The 21,976-nt window shown below is 70.4% G+C and carries 19 protein-coding genes; 13 read left to right on the top strand and 6 right to left on the bottom strand.

The genetic code is table 11. From position 1 onward, the window contains the following. The first annotated feature begins 260 nt into the window (after nt 1-260). The 5 genes from TBR22_RS11735 to hemQ are packed head-to-tail and all read left to right on the top strand — an operon-like array spanning nt 261 to nt 6,968. Entirely contained in the window at nt 261-809 is a 549-nt protein-coding gene (locus tag TBR22_RS11735; RefSeq protein ID WP_239493174.1) for an inorganic diphosphatase, read from the top strand. Nucleotides 810-867: 58 nt separating this feature from the next. After that, entirely contained in the window at nt 868-1,989 is a 1,122-nt protein-coding gene (locus TBR22_RS11730; RefSeq protein WP_239493173.1) for a mechanosensitive ion channel family protein, read from the top strand. Then, on the top strand, nt 1,986-4,049 hold the full coding sequence (locus TBR22_RS11725) for a fused MFS/spermidine synthase (protein ID WP_239493172.1): 2,064 nt from the start codon (nt 1,986-1,988) through the stop codon (nt 4,047-4,049). The genes TBR22_RS11730 and TBR22_RS11725 overlap by 4 nt, the downstream gene beginning before the upstream one ends. A 4-nt stretch (nt 4,050-4,053) precedes the next feature. After that, nucleotides 4,054-6,108: a spermidine synthase gene (locus TBR22_RS11720; RefSeq protein ID WP_239493171.1), complete on the top strand. Its 2,055-nt coding sequence runs from the start codon at nt 4,054-4,056 to the stop codon at nt 6,106-6,108. A gap of 35 nt (nt 6,109-6,143) precedes the next feature. Then, on the top strand, nt 6,144-6,968 hold the full coding sequence (gene hemQ / locus TBR22_RS11715) for a hydrogen peroxide-dependent heme synthase (protein ID WP_239493170.1): 825 nt from the start codon (nt 6,144-6,146) through the stop codon (nt 6,966-6,968). 117 nt (nt 6,969-7,085) lie between these two features. Here hemQ and deoC read toward each other — a convergent pair whose 3' ends face one another. Both deoC and TBR22_RS11705 read right to left on the bottom strand, forming a co-directional pair. Continuing rightward, on the bottom strand, nt 7,086-7,799 hold the full coding sequence (gene deoC, locus TBR22_RS11710; RefSeq protein WP_370651515.1) for a deoxyribose-phosphate aldolase: 714 nt from the start codon (nt 7,797-7,799) through the stop codon (nt 7,086-7,088). A gap of 249 nt (nt 7,800-8,048) precedes the next feature. Then, nucleotides 8,049-8,693 (bottom strand): RpiB/LacA/LacB family sugar-phosphate isomerase, encoded by a 645-nt coding sequence (locus TBR22_RS11705; protein ID WP_239493168.1) that lies wholly within the window; start codon nt 8,691-8,693, stop codon nt 8,049-8,051. 23 nt (nt 8,694-8,716) lie between these two features. Between TBR22_RS11705 and hpt the strand changes: the two genes are divergently transcribed. Further along, nucleotides 8,717-9,265: a hypoxanthine phosphoribosyltransferase gene (hpt, locus tag TBR22_RS11700; RefSeq protein WP_239493167.1), complete on the top strand. Its 549-nt coding sequence runs from the start codon at nt 8,717-8,719 to the stop codon at nt 9,263-9,265. Nucleotides 9,266-9,373: 108 nt separating this feature from the next. Here the strand turns inward: hpt and TBR22_RS11695 are convergent, their stop codons facing one another. Then, nucleotides 9,374-10,813: an amidohydrolase gene (locus TBR22_RS11695; RefSeq protein WP_239493166.1), complete on the bottom strand. Its 1,440-nt coding sequence runs from the start codon at nt 10,811-10,813 to the stop codon at nt 9,374-9,376. A 90-nt stretch (nt 10,814-10,903) separates the two neighbouring features. On the opposite strand from TBR22_RS11695, the gene TBR22_RS11690 reads away from it, so the two are divergent. Beyond that, nucleotides 10,904-12,382, top strand: coding sequence for an ATP-binding protein (locus TBR22_RS11690; RefSeq protein ID WP_239493165.1), 1,479 nt, complete (start codon nt 10,904-10,906; stop codon nt 12,380-12,382). A 17-nt stretch (nt 12,383-12,399) separates the two neighbouring features. Here the strand turns inward: TBR22_RS11690 and ychF are convergent, their stop codons facing one another. Then, nucleotides 12,400-13,497, bottom strand: coding sequence for a redox-regulated ATPase YchF (gene ychF / locus TBR22_RS11685; protein ID WP_239493164.1), 1,098 nt, complete (start codon nt 13,495-13,497; stop codon nt 12,400-12,402). A gap of 267 nt (nt 13,498-13,764) precedes the next feature. Between ychF and TBR22_RS11680 the strand changes: the two genes are divergently transcribed. From TBR22_RS11680 to upp, 5 genes are all read left to right on the top strand, one after another. Further along, on the top strand, nt 13,765-15,030 hold the full coding sequence (locus tag TBR22_RS11680; protein WP_239493163.1) for a Gfo/Idh/MocA family protein: 1,266 nt from the start codon (nt 13,765-13,767) through the stop codon (nt 15,028-15,030). Nucleotides 15,031-15,112: 82 nt separating this feature from the next. After that, nucleotides 15,113-16,450 (top strand): Gfo/Idh/MocA family protein, encoded by a 1,338-nt coding sequence (locus TBR22_RS11675; RefSeq protein WP_239493162.1) that lies wholly within the window; start codon nt 15,113-15,115, stop codon nt 16,448-16,450. Nucleotides 16,451-16,698: 248 nt separating this feature from the next. Beyond that, a complete protein-coding gene (locus tag TBR22_RS11670; RefSeq protein WP_239493161.1) occupies nt 16,699-17,562 on the top strand; it encodes an FAD:protein FMN transferase in 864 nt (287 codons plus the stop codon). Nucleotides 17,563-17,593: 31 nt separating this feature from the next. Then, on the top strand, nt 17,594-18,292 hold the full coding sequence (locus tag TBR22_RS11665) for an HAD family hydrolase (protein ID WP_239493160.1): 699 nt from the start codon (nt 17,594-17,596) through the stop codon (nt 18,290-18,292). Between the two features lie 56 nt (nt 18,293-18,348). Then, nucleotides 18,349-18,972: a uracil phosphoribosyltransferase gene (upp, locus tag TBR22_RS11660; RefSeq protein ID WP_239493159.1), complete on the top strand. Its 624-nt coding sequence runs from the start codon at nt 18,349-18,351 to the stop codon at nt 18,970-18,972. A 47-nt stretch (nt 18,973-19,019) separates the two neighbouring features. On the opposite strand, the gene TBR22_RS11655 is transcribed toward upp, so the two are convergent. Further along, nucleotides 19,020-20,405 (bottom strand): acetylxylan esterase, encoded by a 1,386-nt coding sequence (locus tag TBR22_RS11655; RefSeq protein ID WP_239493158.1) that lies wholly within the window; start codon nt 20,403-20,405, stop codon nt 19,020-19,022. A 100-nt stretch (nt 20,406-20,505) separates the two neighbouring features. Beyond that, on the bottom strand, nt 20,506-20,862 hold the full coding sequence (locus TBR22_RS11650) for a hypothetical protein (protein WP_239493157.1): 357 nt from the start codon (nt 20,860-20,862) through the stop codon (nt 20,506-20,508). Between the two features lie 191 nt (nt 20,863-21,053). Between TBR22_RS11650 and TBR22_RS11645 the strand changes: the two genes are divergently transcribed. After that, nucleotides 21,054-21,872 carry a phosphatase PAP2 family protein gene (locus TBR22_RS11645; protein ID WP_239493156.1) on the top strand — a complete coding sequence of 273 codons (819 nt, stop codon included), beginning with the start codon at nt 21,054-21,056 and terminating at the stop codon, nt 21,870-21,872. The last annotated feature ends 104 nt before the right edge of the window (nt 21,873-21,976 follow it).

Genomic DNA, 21,976 nt, shown 5'->3' with positions numbered 1-21,976 from the left:
ACCGGGCGGGCGAGGGACGAGGGACGGGTACGCAGTCACAAGGAAGACAAGGCAGGAGGGACAGGAACAAGGGACCGAGGACCAGCCACGGGGGTCACGGCACGAGCGTCCCAAGCTCGCGTTTCCGCCGTTCCGACCGGCCGCTGCCGCACACCCAGCCTCGTCCCTCGTCCCCTGTGCCTCTCCCCTTGTCCCTTGTCTCCCTCGTGTCTTGCGTCCTCGTCCCTTGTCCCTGGCCGGAACGGTACAATTGCCCCGGCATGCATCCCTGGCACGACATCTACGTCGACGACCACCTCATCGCGAAGACCTTCCCCGTCGTCATCGAGGTGCCGATGGGGAGCAAGAACAAGTACGAGCTCGACAAGGAGTCGGGCCTGATGCGGCTGGACCGGGTGCTCTACAGCGCGGTCTACTACCCGGCCAACTACGGGTTCATCCCCCGGTCGTTCTGTGACGATGGCGACCCGCTCGACGCCCTGGTGCTCGGGCAGGAGCCGGTGCACCCCCTGACCGTGGTGCAGGCCCGGGCCATCGGCGTGATGCGGATGCGCGACGAGAAGGGGCTGGACGACAAGATCATCGCCGTCAGCACCCTCGACCCGGCGTTCAACGACTACATGGACCACACCCAGCTGCCGGGGCACACCCTTCGCGAGATCAAGCGCTTCTTCGAGGACTACAAGACCCTGGAGAACAAGGCCGTCGAGGTCACCGACTTCCTCGGTCCCGACGAAGCGGTGACGATCCTCCACGACGCGCTGGACATGTACCGGCGCCTGCGGCGGGGCGAGCTCTACGGCAAGTAGCTTCCCGGCCATCGGCCTTTCCATGTTGCAGGGACTCTTCGAAGGCTACCCATACTGGGTGCGTGCCACGCTGGCCGGGGTCATCGTGCTGGCACTCGCCTACCTGGTGGCCGAGCTGGTGTCGCGCGTGCTGGCGGCCCTGGTCGAACGCATCAACCGGCACGTCCCTGGTGACTTGAGCCAGCGCAAGTCCACCCGGGCGGCCCTGCGCCTGGTGCGCTTCATCATCACGCTGCTCGTCGCGGCGGTCCTGATCTTCCCTGCCATGTCGATGGTGGGGATCGAGTCGCGCATCGGCCTCTCGCCGGAGCACCTGGCGACCTGGCTGACGGGCTCGGGGTTGCGGATCGCCCTGATCGCCCTGCTGGCGTGGCTGGTGGTCCACGTGACCGGGCTCGTGGTGCGGCGGCTCGAAGGCGAGATCGGCACCTCGGCGACCGTCGACGTCATCGAGCGCGCCAAGCGGGCCCGGACCCTCGGCACCCTGATCCAGAACACCATCTACGTGCTGGTGTCGACCATCTCGCTGTTGATGATCCTGCGCGAGTTGAACGTCGACATCACGCCCATCCTGACCGGCGCCGGCATCGTCGGCCTGGCGGTCGGCTTCGGGGCCCAGTCGCTGGTCAAGGACATCATCAGCGGCTTCTTCCTGATCCTCGAGGACCAGATCCGGGTCGGCGACGTGGCCAACATCGACGGGACCGGCGGGCTGGTCGAGCGCATCACGCTGCGCACCATCATCCTGCGCGACGAGACGGGCACGGTCCACGTGATTCCCAACGGCAGCATCCAGCGGCTGTCGAACCAGACCAAGGACTTCTCGTTCTACGTGACCTCGGTGAGCGTCAACATCCGCGAGGACACCGACCGCGTCACGCAGGTGCTCACCCGGGTCGCCGACGGCATGCAGCAGGACGTCGAGTTCGCGCCGTTCATGCTCGGTCCGCTGGAGGTGCTGGGCGTCGACCGGTTCAACGATGCGGCCGTCGACGTGAAGATGCGGCTGAAGACGGTCCCCAGCAAGCAGTGGGTGATCGGCCGTGAGTTCCTGCGCCGCGTCAAGCGCAGCTTCGAGGACGAAGGCATCGAGCTGCCCGTCGCCCATCGCACGCTGTTGGTGAGCCAGGCGCCGATGGTGCCCCCCGACCCCGGCCCGGACACCCCGCCGCCGTCATGAGGTTTGCCGCCGCAGCGTTCGGCATGGCCGTCGCCCTGGGCGCCTGCCTGCTCTTCCAGGTCCAGTTCCTGCTGGCCAAGCTGGTGCTGCCCTGGTTCGGCGGAGCGCCCGCGGTGTGGTCGACGGCTCTGGTGATTTACCAGGCGCTGCTCCTGGCCGGCTACGCCTATGCGCACGGCATCGCGACGCGCGGCTCCCGCCGCCGGCAGCTGGCCACGCACGCCGCCCTGCTGGCCTCGGTGCTCGTGCTGCTCGGCCTTCGTGCGTTCGCGTGGCCGTCGCCGATCACTCCCGGCGAGGACTGGAAGCCGTCGCCTGCCGGCTCGCCGGTGTGGCAGATCACCGCGCTGATCGGCACGGCCGTGGGCCTGCCGTTCATGGTGCTGGCCAGCACCAGCCCACTCGTCCAGCGGTGGTACGCCGACCTGTTCCCCGACGATTCGCCGTACCGGTTGTACGCCCTGTCCAACGTCGGCTCGCTCCTCGGCCTGGTCACCTACCCGTTCCTGGTCGAGCCATATCTCGACGTGCGGCAGCAGGGCACGGCCTGGTCGGTGGGGTTCGCCGCTTACACCCTCGTCATGCTGGGCATCGTCGCCCGCATGCGACGGGTGCCGCCGGTCGCCGCGCCACGCCGCGCCGAAGCGTCGGCGCCGGCCGCCGCGCCGGCCCTCTCCACGCAGGCGTTGTGGCTGCTGCTGTCGGCCGTCCCTGCGGCGCTGCTGCAGGCCACGACGACCCGCCTGACGCAGGACATCGCCGCGATGCCCTTCCTCTGGATGGTGCCCCTGGCCCTGTACCTGCTGACCTTCATCGTGGCCTTCGAGATTCGCCGCGTGCCCGCGCGCACCACGCTGAGCGCCCTGACGACGCTGTGCCTCGTGCTGGCGCTGCCCGAGTGGCCGGTGGCCATCGGCATCGCCGTGACGCTCACGATGCTCTCGCTCGGCTGCCTGACCTTGCACGCCCACCTGGCCGTGCGCGCTCCGGCGCCGTCTGCCCTCACTCGCTACTACCTGCTGGTGTCGAGCGGTGGCGTGCTCGGGAGCGCCGTGGTCGGCCTCGGCGCGCCACTGCTCTTCACGAGCACCATCGAGTACCCGATCACGCTGATCGCGGTGCTGCTGGCGCTGGCCACCGTCAGGGCCATCGACGGACAGGCGACGCCGGGACCGGCGGGGGCCCGCCACCGCGCGATCGCGATGGCCCTCGCGTGGGTCGCCGGCATGGTCGGCGCCGGCCTCGTGCTGGCCACCTTCACCAGTGGCGCCGACGTGGTGCACGCCTCCCGCAGCTTCTTCGGTCCGGTGCGCGTGCGCGACGAAGTGCACCCCTCGGGCGCCCGCGTGCGCCTGTTGCAGCACGGCACCACGCTGCATGGGCAGCAGTTCCTCGACGAGGCGCGCAGGCGGGAGCCGATGGCCTATTACGCCCACGACAGCGGCATCGGTCGCGCCTTCGCCGCCGTGCATGCCTCCGCCACTCCGGTGCGCGTCGGCGTCGTCGGCCTCGGCACCGGCACGCTGGCCGTGTACGGTCGCCCCGGCGATGCCTTCACCTTCTTCGAGATCGACCGCCGCATCGTCGAGCTCTCCACCACCGAGACGCCAGTATTCCGGTACCTGCGCGACTCGCACGCCGAGGTGTCGGTGGTCGAGGGCGACGCCCGCCTCGCGCTCGAACGCGCGCCCGGGTCGGCGTTCGACATCCTGGTCATCGACGCGTTCTGCGGCGACGCCGTGCCGGCACACCTGGTGACGCGCGAGGCCTTCACGTTGTACGCCCGGCACCTGCGGCGCCGGGACAGCATCCTCGCGGTACACGTCTCGAGCCGCTACCTCGACCTTGAAGACATCGTGCAGGCCGGGGGCGCGGCGGCCGGGTTCAGCGCGGTGAGCGTCGAGCACGAGCCCGACGCGGGCCACGCCGTGAAGACCTCCTGGATGCTGCTGTCACGCGACCCCGCGCGCCTGTCCGGACTCGGTACGCCGCGTGCCGCGGGACCCGCCGAGGCCTGGACCGACGCCTCGAGCCACCTGCTCGACGCCCTCCGTTGGTGAACGCGTGAGCGCCGCGCTGCTGGGAACTGCCATCGCGATCGGCGCCTGCCTGCTGTTCCAGATCCAGTTCCTGCTGGCCAAGCTGGTGCTGCCGTGGTTCGGTGGCGCAGCGGCCGTCTGGTCCACCTGCCTGGTCGCGTTCCAGGTGCTGCTGCTGGCCGGCTACGGGTACGCGCACGCGCTGGCGCGCCGGCCACGTCACGTGCAGGTGCGCGTCCACGTCGGGCTGATCCTCACCACCCTGGCGTTGCTGGCCTGGCGGGCCATCAGGTGGCCGTCGCCGGTCACGCCCGGCGACACCTGGGCGCCCGGGCCGGGCGGATCGCCCGAGTGGCAGATCGGCCTGTTGCTGCTCACGGCGATCGGCTTGCCGTTCCTCGTGCTCGCCAGCACCAGTCCGCTCGTCCAGCACTGGTTCGCCGAGCGCTACCCGGGTCGATCCCCGTACCGCCTGTACGCCCTGTCGAATCTCGGGTCGCTGTTCGGACTGATCTCCTATCCGCTGCTGGTCGAACCCGCGCTCGACGTCCACGCCCAGGGTCGAGCATGGACGTGGCTCTTCGCGCTGTGCGCAGCGGCCCTGCTGGCGTGTGCGTTGGGGATGCGCGGCGTCGCGGTGCCGCGGCCATCGGTCGATGCGCCCACGGGCGAGGACGACGCACCCGGGCGCGACGCCCAGATCCTCTGGGTGGCGCTGGCCGCGGTTCCCGCCGCGCTGCTGCAGGCCACCACGACGCGAATCACGCAGGACATCGCCGCCGTGCCCTTCCTGTGGATGGTGCCGCTGGCCGTCTACCTGGTGACCTTCATCGTCGCCTTCGAGCGGCCGCGGTGGTACCACCGCACGCTGTTGACGCTGCTGGTGTCGCTTGGCGCGGCCGCGGCGCTCGTCGAGTGGTCGACGCGCGTCATGCTCGCGGTGACGGTGGCCGAACTGGCCGCCGTCGGGTGGTGCTTCCATGGCGAGCTGGCACTGCGGGCGCCGGCGCCAGCGTGGCTCACGCGCTTCTACCTGCTGGTCGCCGCGGGCGGTGCGCTGGGCAGCGGCCTGGTGGCGCTGGGCGCGCCGGTGGCCTTCGACGGCATCTACGAGTACCCGCTCGCCCTGGCCGCCGCCGCCTTCCTGCTGGCGCTGGTGCACGGCCTCGCGTCCGGAAGCGCCACATCCGCGCCCGGACGTCGCATCGGCGTCGCGGCGAGCCTCCTCCTGTCGATTCTCGGCGGGGTGCTGGCCGGCAAGACGTTCGTGGACTGGAAGACGTTCACCAGCGACGCGGTCTTCACGTCGCGCAGCTTCTACGGCGCGCTGCGAGTGCGCGAGACCGCCTTCGACAACGGCGATCGCTACCGCATCCTGCAGCACGGCACGACCATGCACGGACACCAGTACCTGGCATCGGACAAGGCCATGCGCCCGACGACCTACTACACGCCGACCAGCGGCGTCGGGCTGGCACTCGGCGCGCTCTCGACCCTGTCGCGGCCGGCGCGCGTCGGCGTGATCGGGCTGGGCACCGGCACGCTCGCCGCCTACGGGCGGTCCGGTGACGCATTCGTGTACTTCGAGATCGACCCGGACGTCGTCGCGTTGAGCATGGGGGACCGGCCGTGGTTCACGTACCTGCGCGACACGCCGGCCAGCGTCGAGATCGTGGACGGCGACGCGCGGCTCTCGCTGGCCGCCTCGGCTCCCCGCCGCTTCGACGTGTTCGCGGTCGATGCGTTCAGCGGCGACGCGGTGCCGGTGCACCTGCTCACGCAAGAGGCGTTCGCCATCTATGCCCGCCACCTGGCCGGCCCGCGGAGCGTGTTGGCGGTCCACGTGTCGAACCGGTACCTCGACCTCGAAGGCATTGTCGAGGCAGGGGGAGCCACGGCCGGGCTCGCCTCGGTGATCGTTCAGGACGACCTGGTCGACAACGACACCTCTCGCAGCACCTGGGTCCTGCTGGCCCGCGACCCCGGCGCGCTCACGACGTTCGGGGACGTCCGGCAGGCCCCGCGCGGCCGCCCCTGGACCGACACCTCCAGCCACCTGCTGGGGATCCTGCGCCGCTGACGCGCCGAGCCGGCGGCGTGTTGTAGCCTGTCGGTGTGCTGACCGTACCTGAAACCCTCGAAGGCTGGTGCCTGCTGCACCAGATGTTCCGTGTCTCCTGGCCGACGCTCGTGCAGGCCACCAACGACGAGCGCGCCGAACTGGCCGACGGCTTGCGTGGCTTCCTCGAGCAGAGCGTCGCCGGCGACGGCGCCACCATCGCCGTGGCGATGCTGGGCCACAAGGCCGACCTGATGCTGGTCCACGCGCGCCGCACGTTCGACGCGCTGGTGCAGGCACAACTGGACGTGAGCCGGTTGCCCATCGCCGAGGCGTTCGAGTCGACGACCTCCTATGTGTCGATCGTCGAGCTGGGCATGTACGAGATGACGGCCAAGATCCACGAGCAGCTCACCGAGCGTGGACTCGCGCACGGCACCGACGAGTACCGCGCCGCGCAGAAGGAGGCCATGCAGGCGCAGCAGGGACGCGTCAGCAGCCGCCTGTTCACGGCGTTCCCGTCTCGCCGCTACGTGTGCTTCTACCCGATGGACAAGCGGCGCGGCGAGATCAAGAACTGGTACAGCACGCCGTTCGACAAGCGCGCCGCCATGATGCGCGAGCACGGCCACATCGGCCGCCTCTACGCTGGCGAGGTCACGCAGATCATCTCGGGCTCGATCGGCTTCGACGACTGGGAGTGGGGCGTCGACCTGTTCGCCGACGACCCGGTGGTCTTCAAGAAGCTGATCTACGAGATGCGCTTCGACGAGGCGAGTGCCGACTACGGCGAGTTCGGCCCGTTCTACACCGGCGTCCAGTTCTCGCCCTCGCAGGTCGCCGAGTGGGTGGAAGGCCGCACGCCGACCCTCACAATTTGAAAGTCGAAACTTGAAATTCACGGGGGGCGGGGCTTCGCCGCCGCCCCTCGAGATGCTGCGCGCGGCAAGGCCGACAGGCCGGCCGCCGATCAATTTCAAATTTCACATTTCGAATTATCAGTAGCCACCACCAGGGCCGGACGCGACGGCGCCGCCCTTGGCTTCCTGCACGATCCTGACGCCGGCGCTCGCCCCGATCCGGGTGGCGCCGGCCTTGACCATCTCCTGCGCGCCGCTCAGGTCGCGCACACCACCCGCCGCCTTCACGCCCATCTCGGCGCCGACCACGCGACGCATCAGGGCCACGTCGGCAGGCGTGGCGCCGTGCTTGGCAAAGCCCGTCGACGTCTTCACGAACGTCGCGCCTGCCGCCTTGGACAGGGTGCAGGCCGTCACCTTCTCCTCGTCGGTCAGCAACGCCGTCTCGATGATCACCTTGCTGACGATGCCGGCGGCGCGACACACGTCGACCACGGCCTCGATGTCGAGCTGCACGGTGCGTACGTCGCCCGACTTGAGCGCGCCGATGTTGATCACCATGTCCACCTCGGTGGCGCCGTCGAAGATCACCCGCCGCGTCTCGTACTGCTTCACGTCGGCCGTCGTCGCCCCGAGGGGAAAGCCGACCACCGTACACACGCCCACGGCGCTGCCGCGCAGCAGGCGCGCGCACGAGGGGACCCACGTCGGGTTGACGCACACGGTGGCGAACGAGTACTGGCGCGCCTCGGCGCACAGCGTCTCGATCTCGGCGCGCGTCGCGTCGGGCTTGAGCAGGGTGTGGTCGATGAGGCCGGCCACCGACCCGGTCGGCGCCCCCGAGGCCTGCAGCCCGAGCCGCGACGCACCGGCGTCGAGCACCCCGCGTAGCCGGTCGGGACAGCACTCCGCGTGCAGGTCGTGGCACGGACAACGGCCGACGGGTCCGGCCACGCCGGTGGCGCGCAGGACTTCCTCGGTGATGATGGCGACGAGTCGATCGACGTCGAGGGCGGTGAAGGACACGGGAGTCGGGAGTCGGGAATCGGGAGTCGGGAATCGGGAGTCGGGAGTCGGGAGTCGGGAATCGGGAGTCGGGGGCTACCCGCGTGTCTTGTCGAGGCGCTGCAGCTTCAGCAATCTCCGGATGTAGCGCGGCTCGGTCATCGGCGTGGCCAGGAACGTGTCGACGATGGTCAGGGCGTCGGTGGTCGACAGCAGCGAAGCCCCGAGGGCCAGGACGTTGGCGCCGTTGTGCTGCCGTGCATAGCGCGCCAACGTCTCGTTCAGGCAGAGCGCCGCACGCACCCCCGCGACCTTGTTGGCCGCCATGGTGGAGCCCAGTCCCGCGCCGTCGATGACGATGCCGGCGTCGGCTTCCTTGCGCACCACGGCCAGCCCCACCTGCTCGGCGATGTCCGGGTAGTCGGCGGGCGCGGGCGCCGCCCCTTCCGGCCCCACCGCCGCCACGGCCAGTCCGCGTCCGCGCAGGGCCGACACGAGGAAGGCCTTGAGCGCCACGCCCGTGTGGTCGCTGCCGACGACGATTCGCCGCACCGGGGCGACCGGTACGAGGTCGGCGCCATCCCCCTCCACCGCCTGATCGGCACGGATGACGGTGATGCGCCGATCGCGGAGGGTGTCGGCGGCCAGCGGGGTGATGTGCCCCCTGGGCAACAGCTCCACCGTGCTGCCCTCGGGCAGCATGCGGGCGTCGGCCTCCGTGATCATCGCGAAACGTGCCATGTGTGCTAGCCTGCGCCGGTCGAATGGCCCTCGATCCCGAGTCCCTCCCCGACCACCCCACCCCGCTGCTGACGCAGGAGGCGATTACCGCCCGGGTGGCCGACCTCGCCGCACAGATCCGCGCTGATTATGCCAGCACCCGCGACCTGCACATGGTCTGCGTGCTGAAAGGCGCCTTCGTCTTCTTCTCGGACCTGGTCCGGGCGCTCGATCGGCGGGTGACCCTGGACTTCATCGTCGTCTCGAGCTACCAGAAGGCGACGCGGTCGTCGGGCGAGGTCCGCCTGGTCAAGGACCTCGACACCGGCATCGAAGGCCGCGACGTCATCATCGTCGAGGACATCGTCGACACCGGGCTCACGCTGACGTACCTGCAGGAGATCCTGCGGGCCCGCGGGCCGAGATCGCTGAAGACAGCCTGCCTGTTGAGCAAGCCCTCACGGCGCAAGGTGGAGGTCCCCGTGGACTACGTGGGTTTCACCATCGAGGACCGCTTCGTGATCGGCTACGGCCTCGACTACGCCGAGATCTACCGGAACCTGCCCTACATCGGCGTGCTCGACGAGGGATAGGTGGCAATTTGAAATTTGAAATTTGAAATTCCCGGCGGCTCGGCCTATCGGCCCTCGCCGCGCCAGGCGTAGCCGGCGCGCGAAGAATTTCGAATTTCCAATTTCAAATTACCTCGGCAGCGCCGCCTTCACGCGCTCGGCCATCTTCGCTGCCTCCGCGAGCACCTCGCCTGACGGCAGCGTCCTGACCACCCGGTCGTGCATCAGGACGCGGCCGTTGACGATCGTCGTCCGCACGTCGCTGCCCTTCGCGGCGTAGACGACCTGCGCGACGGGATCGAACATCGGCTGCAGGTGCGGCGCGCGCGTGTCGACGATGATCACGTCGGCGCGTCGTCCCGGCGTCAACTGGCCGATGCGATCGGCCATCCCGATCGCGGCCGCGCCCCGTCGCGTCGCCATCTCCAGCACGAGGGACGCCGGGGCTGCAGTGGGATCGTTGCGGACCACCTTCTGCAGGAAGGCCGCCTGGCGCATCGCCTCGAACATGTCCAGATCGTTGTTGCTCGCCGCGCCGTCGGTACCGAGGCCGAGCGGCACGCCCGCGGCCACGTAGGCGGCTACCGGCGCCGTGCCGCTGGCCAGCTTCATGTTGCTCTCCGGGTTGTGCGAGATGCCCATGCCGGCCCTCGCCGCCGTCGCGATGTCGTCGGGGCCGAGCCACACGCCGTGCGCGCCGAGGACGTGCGGGCCGAGCACCCCCAGCTTCGACAGATAGGCGGTCGGCGTCAGGCCGTGCGCCTTCAGCGAGTCGTCGCGCTCGGTCTTCGTCTCCTCGAGGTGGATCAGCAGCGGGATGCGCAGTTCGCGCGCCAGGCGGTCGGCCGCCTGCAACGTCTCGGCGCTGAGCGTGTACATCGAGTGCGGGGCCACCGCCGGCGTGACCAGCGGGTCGCCACGGAAGGCCGTGGCAAAGGCACGCGTGCGCGCCAGCGCCTCCTCGGGTGTCTTCGCGTCGCCGACGGGAAACTGGATGACGGTCTGCCCGAGCACGCCCCGCAGGCCCGCCTCGCGCGCGACCTTGGCCACTTCTTCCTCGAAGTAGTACATGTCGACGAAGGTCGTCGTCCCGCCGAGGATCATCTCCAGCGCCGCCAGCCGGGTGCCCGCCCGCACGAAGTCGGCGGCCACGGTCTTGCCCTCTGCCGGAAAGATGTACTTCGTCAGCCAGTCCTGCAGGTTGAGATCGTTGCCGAGCCCGCGGAACAGCACCATCGCGGCATGCGTGTGGGTGTTCACGAGGCCCGGCATCACGACCTGCCCGGTCGCATCGATCGTCTCGCTGGCGACGAAGCGAGCGGCAATCTCCTCGGGCGTGCCCACGCCGACGATGTCGGTGCCGGCGATGGCGATGGCGCCGGGCGCGAGAATGCGTCGTTGGTCGTCGACGGTGACGACCGTACCGCCGGTGATGACGATCGAGGCCGCCTGGCGGCCCTGCCCCGTCGGCCGCGCCGAGGAGGCGCCGGGGCCGGCGACGGCCAGCGCGGTGATGACGAGGAGGCGCAGGGCGCGCGCCACGGATGGCGTGAGGCGACGGAGACTCATCGGCGCGATCGTACAGGACTAATCAGCCGCGTTGACGCGCCGCCGCGCACTCCCTACGATGAGCCCGGATCCCTGACCGACATGCCTGGCTTGCGACGCCCCGTTGCAGGACCGGCGCGGTACGCCCTTGCCGCGGCGCTGACGCTCGCCCTGGGCACGGCCCAGGTGGCCCTGACGCCGCTGATCGGCCCTCGCTTCCCGTTCCTGCTGTTCTACGGCGCGGTCATCCTCTCGAGCCTGGCCGGCGGCCTCAGCGCCGGGCTGTTGTCGTTGGCCATCTCCTTGCTGTTCGTCAGCTATGCGCTGCTGGAGCCCGTGCGGCGCTGGGCGATCGACGACCCGGCGACGCTGGTGGCCCTGGGGATCTTCGCAACGATCGGCGTGTTGACGGCGGTGGGCGCGGAGCGACTCCAGCGAGCCCGGCGCGAGGCAGAAGACGCCCGCATGGCGCTGGAAGCGGAGGTGCGGGAGCGCACGGCTGCCCGCGATGCGCTCGCGGCGAGCGAGGCACGCTTCAGGGCCGCGCAGGACGCCTCGCTGCAGCCGTTCACCGTGCTCGAAGCCGTCCGCGACCAGGCCGGGGCCATCGTCGACTTCCGCTGGCTGTACGCCAATGCCGCCGCCGAACGCGCCCTGCACGCCTCGCTCACCGAGCTCACCGGCCGGCGGCTGCTGGACGTCGTGCCTGGAAACCGCGACACGCTGTTCCCGCTGTACTGCAGCGTGGTGACGACGCGCCAGCCGCATGACACGACGCTCCACTACCGGGCCGATGGCATCGACGGCTGGTACCGCAACATCGCCGTGCCGCTTGGCGATGGCGTCGCCGTCGCCTTCCTCGACATCACCGCCGAGAAGCAACTCGAGGCAGAACTGGCCTCCCGCGACGCCTACAAGGACCACTTCCTCGCCGTCCTCGCGCATGAACTGCGGCAACCGCTGCAGGCCATCACCGTGGCGGCGCGGGCGCTGCGCGACCCGGCGGCGGACCGCGGGCACGTCGCGCGCATCGTCGACCGCCAGGTGGCGCAGTTGTCGCGCCTCATCAGCGACCTGAACGACCTGACGCGCATCAAGCAGGGCCGACTCCAGTTCGAGACCGGCCCGTGCGATCTCTGCGACGTCATCACCGGCGCGGTCGACGGCCACAGGGAATGGCTCGCCGAGCACGGCGTCCGCCTGGAGGTGAAGGTGCCCGAAGCGCCGCTCGAGGTCTCGGCCGATGCCGCGCGACTGCAGCAGGCCCTGGCCAACCTCCTGCACAATGCCGCGCGCGCCACGCCCCCCGGCGGGACCGTGTCGATCGCGGCGACGCGGGACGGCGACGACGCCGTGGTGCGCGTGGTGGACACGGGCACCGGCATCGACCTCGAGTTGTTGCCGCAGATCTTCTCGTTGTTCCTGCAGGACGACCGGGCCGGGGCGGCGCGGCTGGGCGTTGGACTCGCCCTGGTCCACTCCATCGTCCTGCGGCACGGTGGCGCCGTGCACGTGCACAGCGACGGACCCGGCACTGGCGCCGCCTTCGAGATCCGTCTCCCGATGGCGACCCAGCTGGCGTCGCGCTAGATCGGCGCTGGCACGGCTCAGACGTTGAACCGGAACAGCAGCACGTCGCCGTCCTGCACGACGTACTCCTTGCCTTCCGAGCGGACGAGTCCCTGCTCGCGCGCCGGCTTCCAGCCGCCGACGCGGACGAAGTCGTCGAACGCCACCGTCTCGGCCCGGATGAAGCCCTTCTCGAAGTCGGTGTGGATGACGCCCGCGGCGGCCGGCGCCTTGTCGCCGGCATGAATGGTCCACGCGCGGACCTCCTTCTCGCCGGCAGTGAAGTAGCTGCGCAGGCCGAGCAGGTGGTACGCGGCGCGCGCCAGACGATCGAGCCCGGATTCGGTGAGCCCCAGCGACCCGAGGAACTCGGCGCGCTCCTCGGGCTCGAGTTCGGCCAGTTCGGCCTCCACCTTGGCGGAGAACACCACGACCTCCGCCGTCTCGTGCTCCTCGTCGATGCGCGCCTTCAGGGCCTCGACGAAGGCATTGCCGTCGGCCGCTTCGTCCTCGCGCACGTTCGCGGCGTACAGCACCGGCTTGGACGTGAGGAGGTTCAGCCCCTTGAAGGCGGGCCGCATCTCGTCGGTCGGCTCGTACAGGCGCGCCGGCTTGCCGGCTTCGAGGAGCGCCTTGACGGCCTCCACCATCGCGACTTCGGCCTTGGCTGCGGCGTCGCCGGAACGGGCCATCTTCACGGACTTCTCGAGGCGCTTCTCCACCGTCGACAGGTCGGCCAGGCCCAGCTCGATGTTGATGATCTCGCGGTCGCGCGACGGATCGGGCGCGCCCATCACGTGCTGGATGTTCTCGTCCTCGAAGCAGCGGATCACGTGGACGATGGCATCGACTTCGCGGATGTTGTGGAGGAACTGGTTGCCGAGGCCCTCGCCCTGGCTCGCGCCCTTCACCAGGCCGGCGATGTCGACGAACTCCACCGACGCGGGCACCGTGCGCTCGGGCGACACGAGTTCGGCCAGCGTGCCCAGGCGGTGATCGGGCACCGTGACGATCCCGGTGTTGGGCTCGATGGTGGCAAACGGGTAGTTGGCCACGAGGGCCCCGGCCGACGTGAGCGCGTTGAAGAGCGTGGACTTGCCGACGTTCGGGAGTCCGACGATGCCGAGTCGAAGCATGGGAAGAAGGGTCGCGGCCACGGACGGTCCATCCGCCCGGTCGCGAACTGCCCATTGTAGCGTGCCGCCCGCCGACCTGAAGGTCGGCGGCTACGTACCCACAGCCCGGCGACCTGGGACGGCGGCCATGACGCCGGCGGCAGGCGGGGTCCTGCCACTCCTGCTGATGGGAACGCTGTAGGCCGAATCCGACACGAATATCAGGCGGAAAACCGGCGGTTTCAGAGGGATACTGCGTCGACCGCCGGATTTCCGGCAGGAGCCCGCATGGCAGATCCTCTCGACCGTCGCTTGTTCCTCGCAGGCGCGGCAGCCACCCTCGGCGCCCTCCTCGGTGAGCGCGGCCTGTCGGCCGCTCACCTTCCGCCCCAGGACGAGCCCGTCTGGGAGGGGCCGCCCGTCAAGGTCGCCCTGATCGGCGTCGGCCCGTGGGGGCGCGAACTGCTCACCCACCTCTCCCGCGTCAACGCCCTGGCGCTGGTCGCCGTGTGCGACAGCTACGCGCCGTTCCTCAAGCGCGCGCAGGAGGCCGCCCCGAAAGCGCAGGCCGTGGCCGACTACAAGGCCGTGCTGGCGATGGCCGACGTCGAGGGCGTGATCATCGCGACGCCGACGCACACACACAAGGAAATCGTGCTGGCGGCGCTGCAGGCCGGCAAGCACGTCTACTGCGAGGCGCCGCTGGCTTCGACCGTCGACGACACGCGCGCCATCGCGCAGGCGGCCAAGGGCGCTGGCACGCTGGTCTTCGCGAGCGGGCTCCAGGGCCGCTCCAACGCGCTCCAGAAGCACGTATGGAACTTCGTGAAGTCCGGGGTGCTCGGCGAGACGGCCCTGGTGAAGGCGCAGTGGAACAAGAAGGACAGCTGGCGCCGCGCCGCGCCCACCCCGGAGCGCGAGAAAGTGGTCAACTGGCGGCTCGCCAGGGCGACGTCGGCGGGCCTGCCCGGCGAGATCGGCATCCACCACTTCGACCTCGCCACCAGCTACCTCGACAAGCTGCCCACCGCCGTGAGCGGCTCGAGCGCCCTCGTCGCCTGGAACGACGGCCGCGAGATCCCCGACTCGGTCACGTGCCTGTTCGAGTACGGCAAGGCGATCCGCGCGACGTACGCGGCGACCCTCACCAGTTCGTTCGGCGGCAGTTACGCGACCTTCCAGGGCAACAACAGCAGTCTGCTGGTGCGCGAGAAGCGCGCCTGGCTGTTCAAGGAAGCGGACTCGGCCCTGCTCGGGTGGGAAGTCTACGCCCGCAAGGAGCCGGTGCACGACGACGTCGGCATCGCCCTCGTGGCCGACGCCACCAAGATCCTCGCGGCCGGCAAGGAGCCGGGCAAGGATGGACCGGTCGAGCCCGAGCAGGAGGCGCTGTACCTTGCGCTCGACAACTTCGCCTGGGCGATGCGCGGCAAGGCCCCGGTGAACGCAGGCGCCCTCGAGGGCCTGCAAGCCACCGTGACGGCGATCAAGGCCCACGAGGCCTCGCTCACCGGCACGCGCATCGAGCTCGCACCCGAGTCGTTCACGCTGTAGCCAGACGGTCGGCGCCCGGGGCCGGCACGTGCGCCGGCCCGGACGGGCCGGCCGCGTCCACCACCAGAAGGAGCCGACACCCATGGCCACCGAGCACACCCCGGGCTTGTCCCGCCGGGACTTCATCCGCACCACCGCCGGCACGACCGCCGGCGCCGTCGCCGCGTCGATCGTCGCCGCCAGGCCCGCGAGCGCGCTGCCGCAGACCGCGAAGTCGGCGGGCCGCGTCCTTGGCGCCAACGACCGCATCAACTTCGCGGTGGTGGGGGTGAAGGGCATGGGCGGCGGCCACCTGCGCAACCTGGCGGGCGAGCTGACGCAGAACGACAACGTGCAGGTCGTCGCCATCTGCGACGTGTGGTCGAAGGCACGCGCCAAGGCCTGTGAGCTGAACAAGCTGCAGGAGTCGATCGCCTACCCGCACTACGACAAGATGATGGCCGCGGTCGGCAAGGACATCGACGCCGTCGTCGTCGCGACGCCGGACCACTGGCACGCCGCGCTGACGATCGCGTCGCTCAACGCCGGCAAGCACGTGTACGTCGAGAAGCCGATGACGCACACGCTCGAGGAGGCCTTCAAGGTGCAGGCCGCCGCGAAGGCGTCGGGCAAGCTGGTGCAGGTCGGCTCGCAAGGCTGCTCCGACCCGAAGTGGCTGAAGGCCCGCGAGGTCGTCAAGGCCGGCAAGCTCGGCAAGGTGTTGTGGGCCACCGGCAGCTACTGCCGCAACAACCCGAAGGGTGAGTGGAACTACGAGATCGATCCCGAGGGCACGCCCGAGACGATCGACTGGCAGACGTGGCTGGGCCCCGCCCCCAAGCGCGCCTTCAGCGCCGAGCGCTACTTCCGGTGGCGCAAGTACTGGGACTACGGCAACGGCATCATCGGCGACCTGTGGCCGCACCGACTGCACCCGTTGATGCTCGCGATGGACATCAAGGACTACCCGAGCCGCGTCGCCTGCATGGGCGGCGATCTGGTCGGCACCGACAAGGGACCGGGGCCGGACGGCAAGCCGTGGGGCGACCCGCGGGAAGTGGCCGACACCACCCTGATGATGGTCGAGTTCCCGTCGGGCCAGATGATCTTCCTGGCCGGGGCGACGACCAACGAGCGCGGCGTCGACGACGTGATCCGCGGCAACAAGGCGAACCTGCTGGCCGGCGGCACCAAGCTGCTCCTCCAGCCGGAGCGCCCCTACACCGACGAGATCGAGGCCAGCGACGAGTCCGTGCCCGATTCCGGTGAGTCGCACCTCAAGCACATGCGCAACTTCATCCAGTCGATGCGCACCAACACGCCACCCAACTGCGACATCGAACTCGGCGTGCGCGTGCAGACCATCGTCTCGATGGCCGAGACCGCGTATCGCCAGAAGCGCCAGGTCAGCTTCGACGAAACGAAGAAGCGCCTCACTTAGCGTCGATTCCCGAGCCGGCGAGCCCTGCCTCCCTCGCCGGTTCCTGGTGACGCCGGGCGCGGCATGTCCCTCCCTGCCGCTTCCGGCGTCGCCGCCCTGTCCGGAGGGCCGCGCCCGGCCACGCACCCGCGCGCGGCCGGACTTCCCGTGCGGCCCTCCGACTTCCCCCACCCAACCGCTCGCCGATTCGCGATCCCCGATCCGCGTTCCCCGATCCGCGTTCCGCCATACCCGTCTACCCTGTCCCCGTGCCTGCCCCCGTTCTCCTCGCCGTGCACGCCATGGCGACACGGTTCGAGCTCGTGCTGCACGGCGACGACGCCATGCGGCTCCGCGCGGCCGGCGAGGAGGCGCTCGCCGAGATCACGCGCGCCGAGCAGCTGCTCTCGGCTTACGCCCCGGCGAGCGACATCGGCCGCATCAACCGCGACGGCGCGGCCGGGCCGGTACGCGTCATGGCGGAGACCTGCCGCGTGCTGCGACAGTGCCTTGGACTGGCGCGGGCCACTCATGGGGCCTTCGACGTCACGGTGGGGCCGCTCGTCCGCCTGTGGCGAGCGGCTGGCGAGGTCGGCGTCGTGCCCGACGCCGCAGCCATTGCGGAGGCGCGGTTGCTCGTCGGCGCCGACCAGGTGATCGTCGACGAGGACGCGCTCACCGTCGCGCTCGCGCGCCCGGGCGTGGCCATCGACCTCGGCGCGGCCGGCAAGGGCTACGCCATCGATCTCGCGATCGGCGTGCTGCGCGAGCACGGCGTCACGTCGGCGCTGCTGCACGGGGGGACGAGCAGCGTGCACGTGATCGGGCACCCGCCTGGCGACGACGCCTGGCCCATCGGCTGGGACGGTCCGAATGGGGGCATCCGGCTGCGTGACGGCGCGCTGGCGGTCTCGGCCCCGCACGGTCGCGCCTTCGAGGTCGATGGCGTGTCGTACGGTCACGTGCTCGACCCGGCCACGGGCGAACCGGTCCAGCAGGCGCGGGGCGCCGGGGTGACCGGCCCCTCGTCGCTCGTGTGCGACGCCTGCTCCACGGCTCTGCTCGTGCGCGGCCCATCGTGGCTGCCGGAGTTCCGGCAGCGCTGGCCCGGGTACGACGGATGGACGAGATAACATCGGGCGCCTGCCCGGACAGAATGGAGCCATGTCCCCGCGTGCCGGTCAGCCGCAGCCCGTTCACGGCGCGATCCTGTTCGATCTCGACGGCACGCTGATTCGTGGCGACCTCGCCCGCTGGTATCTGCTCGACGCGATGCGGCGGCGGCCGGTCCGCATGCTGCCTGCGCTCCTGGTCGCCCCTCTCGTGCTGCCGCTCTTCCTCTCGCCGCGATGGCGGCGCCACGCCACGACCACGTTCTTCTGGATCGCGACGGTGGGGCGACGTCCGCGGGAGGTCTTCCGTGAGTTCCGCCGCTTCGCGCGCAGCTTCGTTGCGCCCCGGCCACCGTCGCGCACCAAGCTGCGTGGGCCGGCCATCGAGCGCCTGCGCGCCGAGAGCGAGCGCGGCGTGCCGGTCGCCGTGGTCACCGGCTGCGCGGCGCCTCTCGCGCACGCGTTCGTGCTGGCCCTCGGGCTGCCACGGGTGCGCGTGGTGGGATCGGTGGCCCGGTGGCGCGTCGGCGGACTCGTGATCGCCGTGCACTGCTACGGCGAGCGCAAGGTGCCTCTTGCCGAGGCCGCCGGCGTGCCGCCGCCCTGGCGTGCGTGCTACACCGACAGCGCCCGCGACGTGCCGCTGCTGCGTGCGTCTGCGGTCCGCGTGCTGGTCTGCCCGTCGGCGCAGACGCGTCGCGCCGTCGAGGCCGCGCTCGGCGGCCCCGTCCGGGTCGAGACCTGGTCCTGACGCGCGACGACGCGTCGCCGATTGCGTACCGGTTGGTGTGCGGGTAGAGTCGGGGCGTGCCGGTCCACCTCATCTCCCATCCCGTGGCCCGCGCGCTGCTGACGCAGCTGCGCGACAAGCAGACGCCCTCGCCCCTCTTCCGCCAGTACGCGCAGCGGTTGAGCGTGCTGATTGCGACCGAGGCGATGCGCGATCTCCCGACCGAGGTCATCACGGTCGAGACGCCGCTCGGACCCGCCGAGGGCGCGCGCATCGCGACCGACGTGGTGGTCGTCCCCGTCCTGCGCGCGGGACTGGGCATGCTGGAGGCGGTGTTGTCGGTGGTGCCGCACGCTCGCGTCGGGCACATCGGGCTGCAGCGCGACGAGGCGACCGCCGTCGCCTCGCAGTACTACGCGAAGTTCCCGGTGGGACTCGACGCCAGCGAAGTCCTGCTGATCGATCCCATGCTGGCCACCGGTGGCAGCGCCGTCGCCTCGCTCGAACTCCTCGCCTCGCGTGGCGCGCGTCGCCTGCGCCTGCTGTGCATCGTCGCGGCGCCCGAGGGCATCGCCGAGGTCGAGCGGCACTTCCCCGACGTGCAGGTCTACACCGCCGCCATCGACAGCCACCTGAACGCGCAGAAGTTCATCGTGCCCGGCCTCGGCGACTTCGGCGACCGCCTGTTCGGCACGGTGTAGCGACGGCCGGCGTCCGGTGTTGAAGGTGTAGCGGTCGACGCCTGCACCTACGGCAGGGTCGGGGGCGGCGGCATCGGAATCGCTGCGGGGCGGCGGCCCGTCCTGAGCAACTCCTCCATCCAGGCCTCCATGCGACCGTTCTGCTCCGGCGTCGTGTTGTGCCCTGTCGTCAGCGCCAGCATCCAGTGCTTCGGCGCCGTGATCACGTTGAACGCCGAGAAGATCGAGGTCGGCGGCACGGTCTCGTCGTTGTAGCCCCACGTGTAGATGCCGGGCGCCTTGACGCGGCGCGCGAAGTTGACCACGTCGTAGTACGGCAGCGTGCGGAGCGCCTCGGGCGTGGGCTTCGGGCCCGGCCGCGTCGGATGGAAGAAGTGCGGCCAGCCACCGGCACGCCCGTTCAGATAGCCGGTGAGATCGGCGAGCGCAGGGTACGTGGAGGAGAGGCCCTTGACGCGCGCGTCGAGGGCAGCGGTGACGATCGCGAGGGCGCCGCCCTGGCTGCCGCCGACGACGCCGAGGTTCGTGCCGTCGTAGTTGGGCAGGCTGGCGAGCACGTCGTTGGCGCGGACCGTCGAGAGGTACACGCGACGGTAGAAGAATCGATCGCGGTCCTCGACGTTGTTCATGAAGTAGCGATTCAGGCTGCCGGCGCCCAGCCCCGTGTACACCGCGGGGTCGAGCGTGACCGGCAGGCCGTGGATGCCGATCTGGAGCGTGATGATGCCGCGCTGGCACGGCGCGATGAGTCCGCGGTACGGCCGCACGCCCGCACCGGGCACCGACAGCAGCGCCGGGTACCGTCCGGGCGCTGACGGCTCGCACAGGATGCCGTAGATCCGGCTCGTGCCGGTGCCGTTGGGATCGAGTCCGACGGTCTGGAAGCTCACGTGCGACACCGTGATGCCCGGACCGCCATACGACGGCAGCAGCTCACGCGTCAGGTCGATGGGAATCCTTGCCAGCGCCGCCTTGCCGGCGTCCCAGAAGGCATCGAAGTCGGCCGGATCGGTGACGGTGGGCGCGAGCTTCTGCGGGTCGAAGCCGGCCGTGCCGAGGCCGCGATAGCTGCGGCCCTCGTGTTGCGCCGTACCGATGCACCGCAGGAAACCCGGAGTGCTCATCGTGCCGGCGTCGATGGTCACCGGCGCGGTGCCGCTGGTGATCTCCCTGGTCAGCGTCGGCGGCAGCATCTCCGGACCGCATCGCACCGTGACGGCGACGCCAGGGAGCGGATGCCCGTCGCGTCGCACCTCGACGCGGAACGACGCCGGCGCGCCGACGGGATAGGTCCACGATGGAACGGTCGGCGTGACGACGATCTCGGGAGTCCCCGTCACCACGTCCTGCGCGGCAACGGGAAGCGCGAGCCCCGTGGCTACGAGCGCACACGACAGGGCCAGGCGAACGTCAGGAAGATGGAGGAGTCGCATCGGTGGCGACATCGTACTCCGGTCGACGGCCGGCCTTCGTCATTCGGCCTTCGGCCTTCGTGGTCTGGCGTCCGACGTTCTGCGTTTGCCCGTTCGGCGTTCAGCCCTTGACGATGTAACCCCTGGCGAGGAGGTGCGGCCGAAGGCGATCGCGCAGGTCGCCCTGAAGCTCGATGGCGCCGTCGGCGACGGCGCCGCCCGTGCCGCACAGGCGCTTCAACTCGGCGCAAAGGTCCTTCAGGAAGGCGTCGTTGCGCGGCAGGCCGTCGACGACGGTCATGGTCTTGCCGCCGCGGCCCTTCTTCTCCATGCGGAGCCTGGCGGTGATGCGCGTCGGGAGGGGCTCCTGCGCTGCCCGCTGCGTGGAGCACTGGCAGTTGGTGGCGGGCCAGCCGCACTTCGGGCAGGTCTTCCCACCGTCGGACGAGTAGACGAGGCGCGAGCCGCGATCGGTCACGAGGCGATGATCACACGGCTCAGGGCTCAGGGCTCGAGGGGCATCGGTCCGAGCTCGAGGGGCAAGGCTTCCGGCTCAAGGCTCAGGGCTCAGGGCTCAGGGCTCAGGGCTCAGGGCTCAGAAAGCACGGTGAGGGGACATGGACGTATGCCCATGAGCCGTTTGGGGCACACTCCACACACTCCGTGATGATGCCAGCGCTGCGTGGGTCCGAGTTGCTCGTGTTGGCGTGGTGCGCCGTGGCGCTGCTGGTGTCGATGCGTCGACGCGTTCCGTCCACGGCGCGCATGCGCGTGGTGACGGGGATCCTCGGGCTTGGCGCGGTCGTGCGGTTGGTGGCGCTCCTCCCGGACACGGGCGTGGCAGTCGCCGTCCGCAACCTCGTGCCGGCCCTGTACGTGCTCGCGGCATACCGGATCTGCGGGGCATTCTTCCTCGCCCCCGACACGCGCCTGGAGGCGTGGCTGGTCGAGGTCGACCGCCGCGCGATGGGCGCTGCGCATCCCGAGCACTGGCTTCGGGATCAGCCGTGGCTGCTCGGCCTGCTGGAGGCGGCATACCTCGCGGTGTACGCGATGCTGCCGCTCGGCGCGTGGTCGGCGTGGGCTGCGGGCGGGGTCGACGCCGTGGACCAGTACTGGCGCGTGGTGTTTCCGGCCGAGGCGACGTGTTACCTGGCGCTCGCCTGGCTGCCCACGCGGCCGCCACGCACCCTCGAGGCGTGGACGACGGAGCTGCGGACGCGTTCTGCGCTGCGCGGCGCGAACGAATTCGTGCTGGCGCGCGGCAGTCACCTGATGAACACGATTCCGAGCGGTCACGCAGCCGGCGCCGCGGCGGTGGCCATGGCGCTCGTCGGGCTCGGGGCGCCCTGGGCGGCAGTCTTCGGGGCGACTGCCGCTGCCATCTGCGTGGCGACCGTAGTGGGTCGCTACCACTTCCTGGTCGACACGATCCTGGGCGTTGGCGTGGCGGCCGCGTGGTGGCTCGCGGTGCACGCCTGGGGGTGATGCGGAGCGCCCCGAGGACTTGCCTCACCCTGGCAGCTGCGCTATAGTCCGAGGTTCGTGCTGGTCGCGAGTGTGCGACCTGTCCGAAGCACTCCCCACCTCGA

The sequence above is a fragment of the Luteitalea sp. TBR-22 genome, from assembly GCF_016865485.1.
GTDB lineage: Bacteria > Acidobacteriota > Vicinamibacteria > Vicinamibacterales > Vicinamibacteraceae > Luteitalea.
Note: the sequence above shows the minus strand (reverse complement) of the source record. Positions and strands in the feature narration are given on the sequence as shown.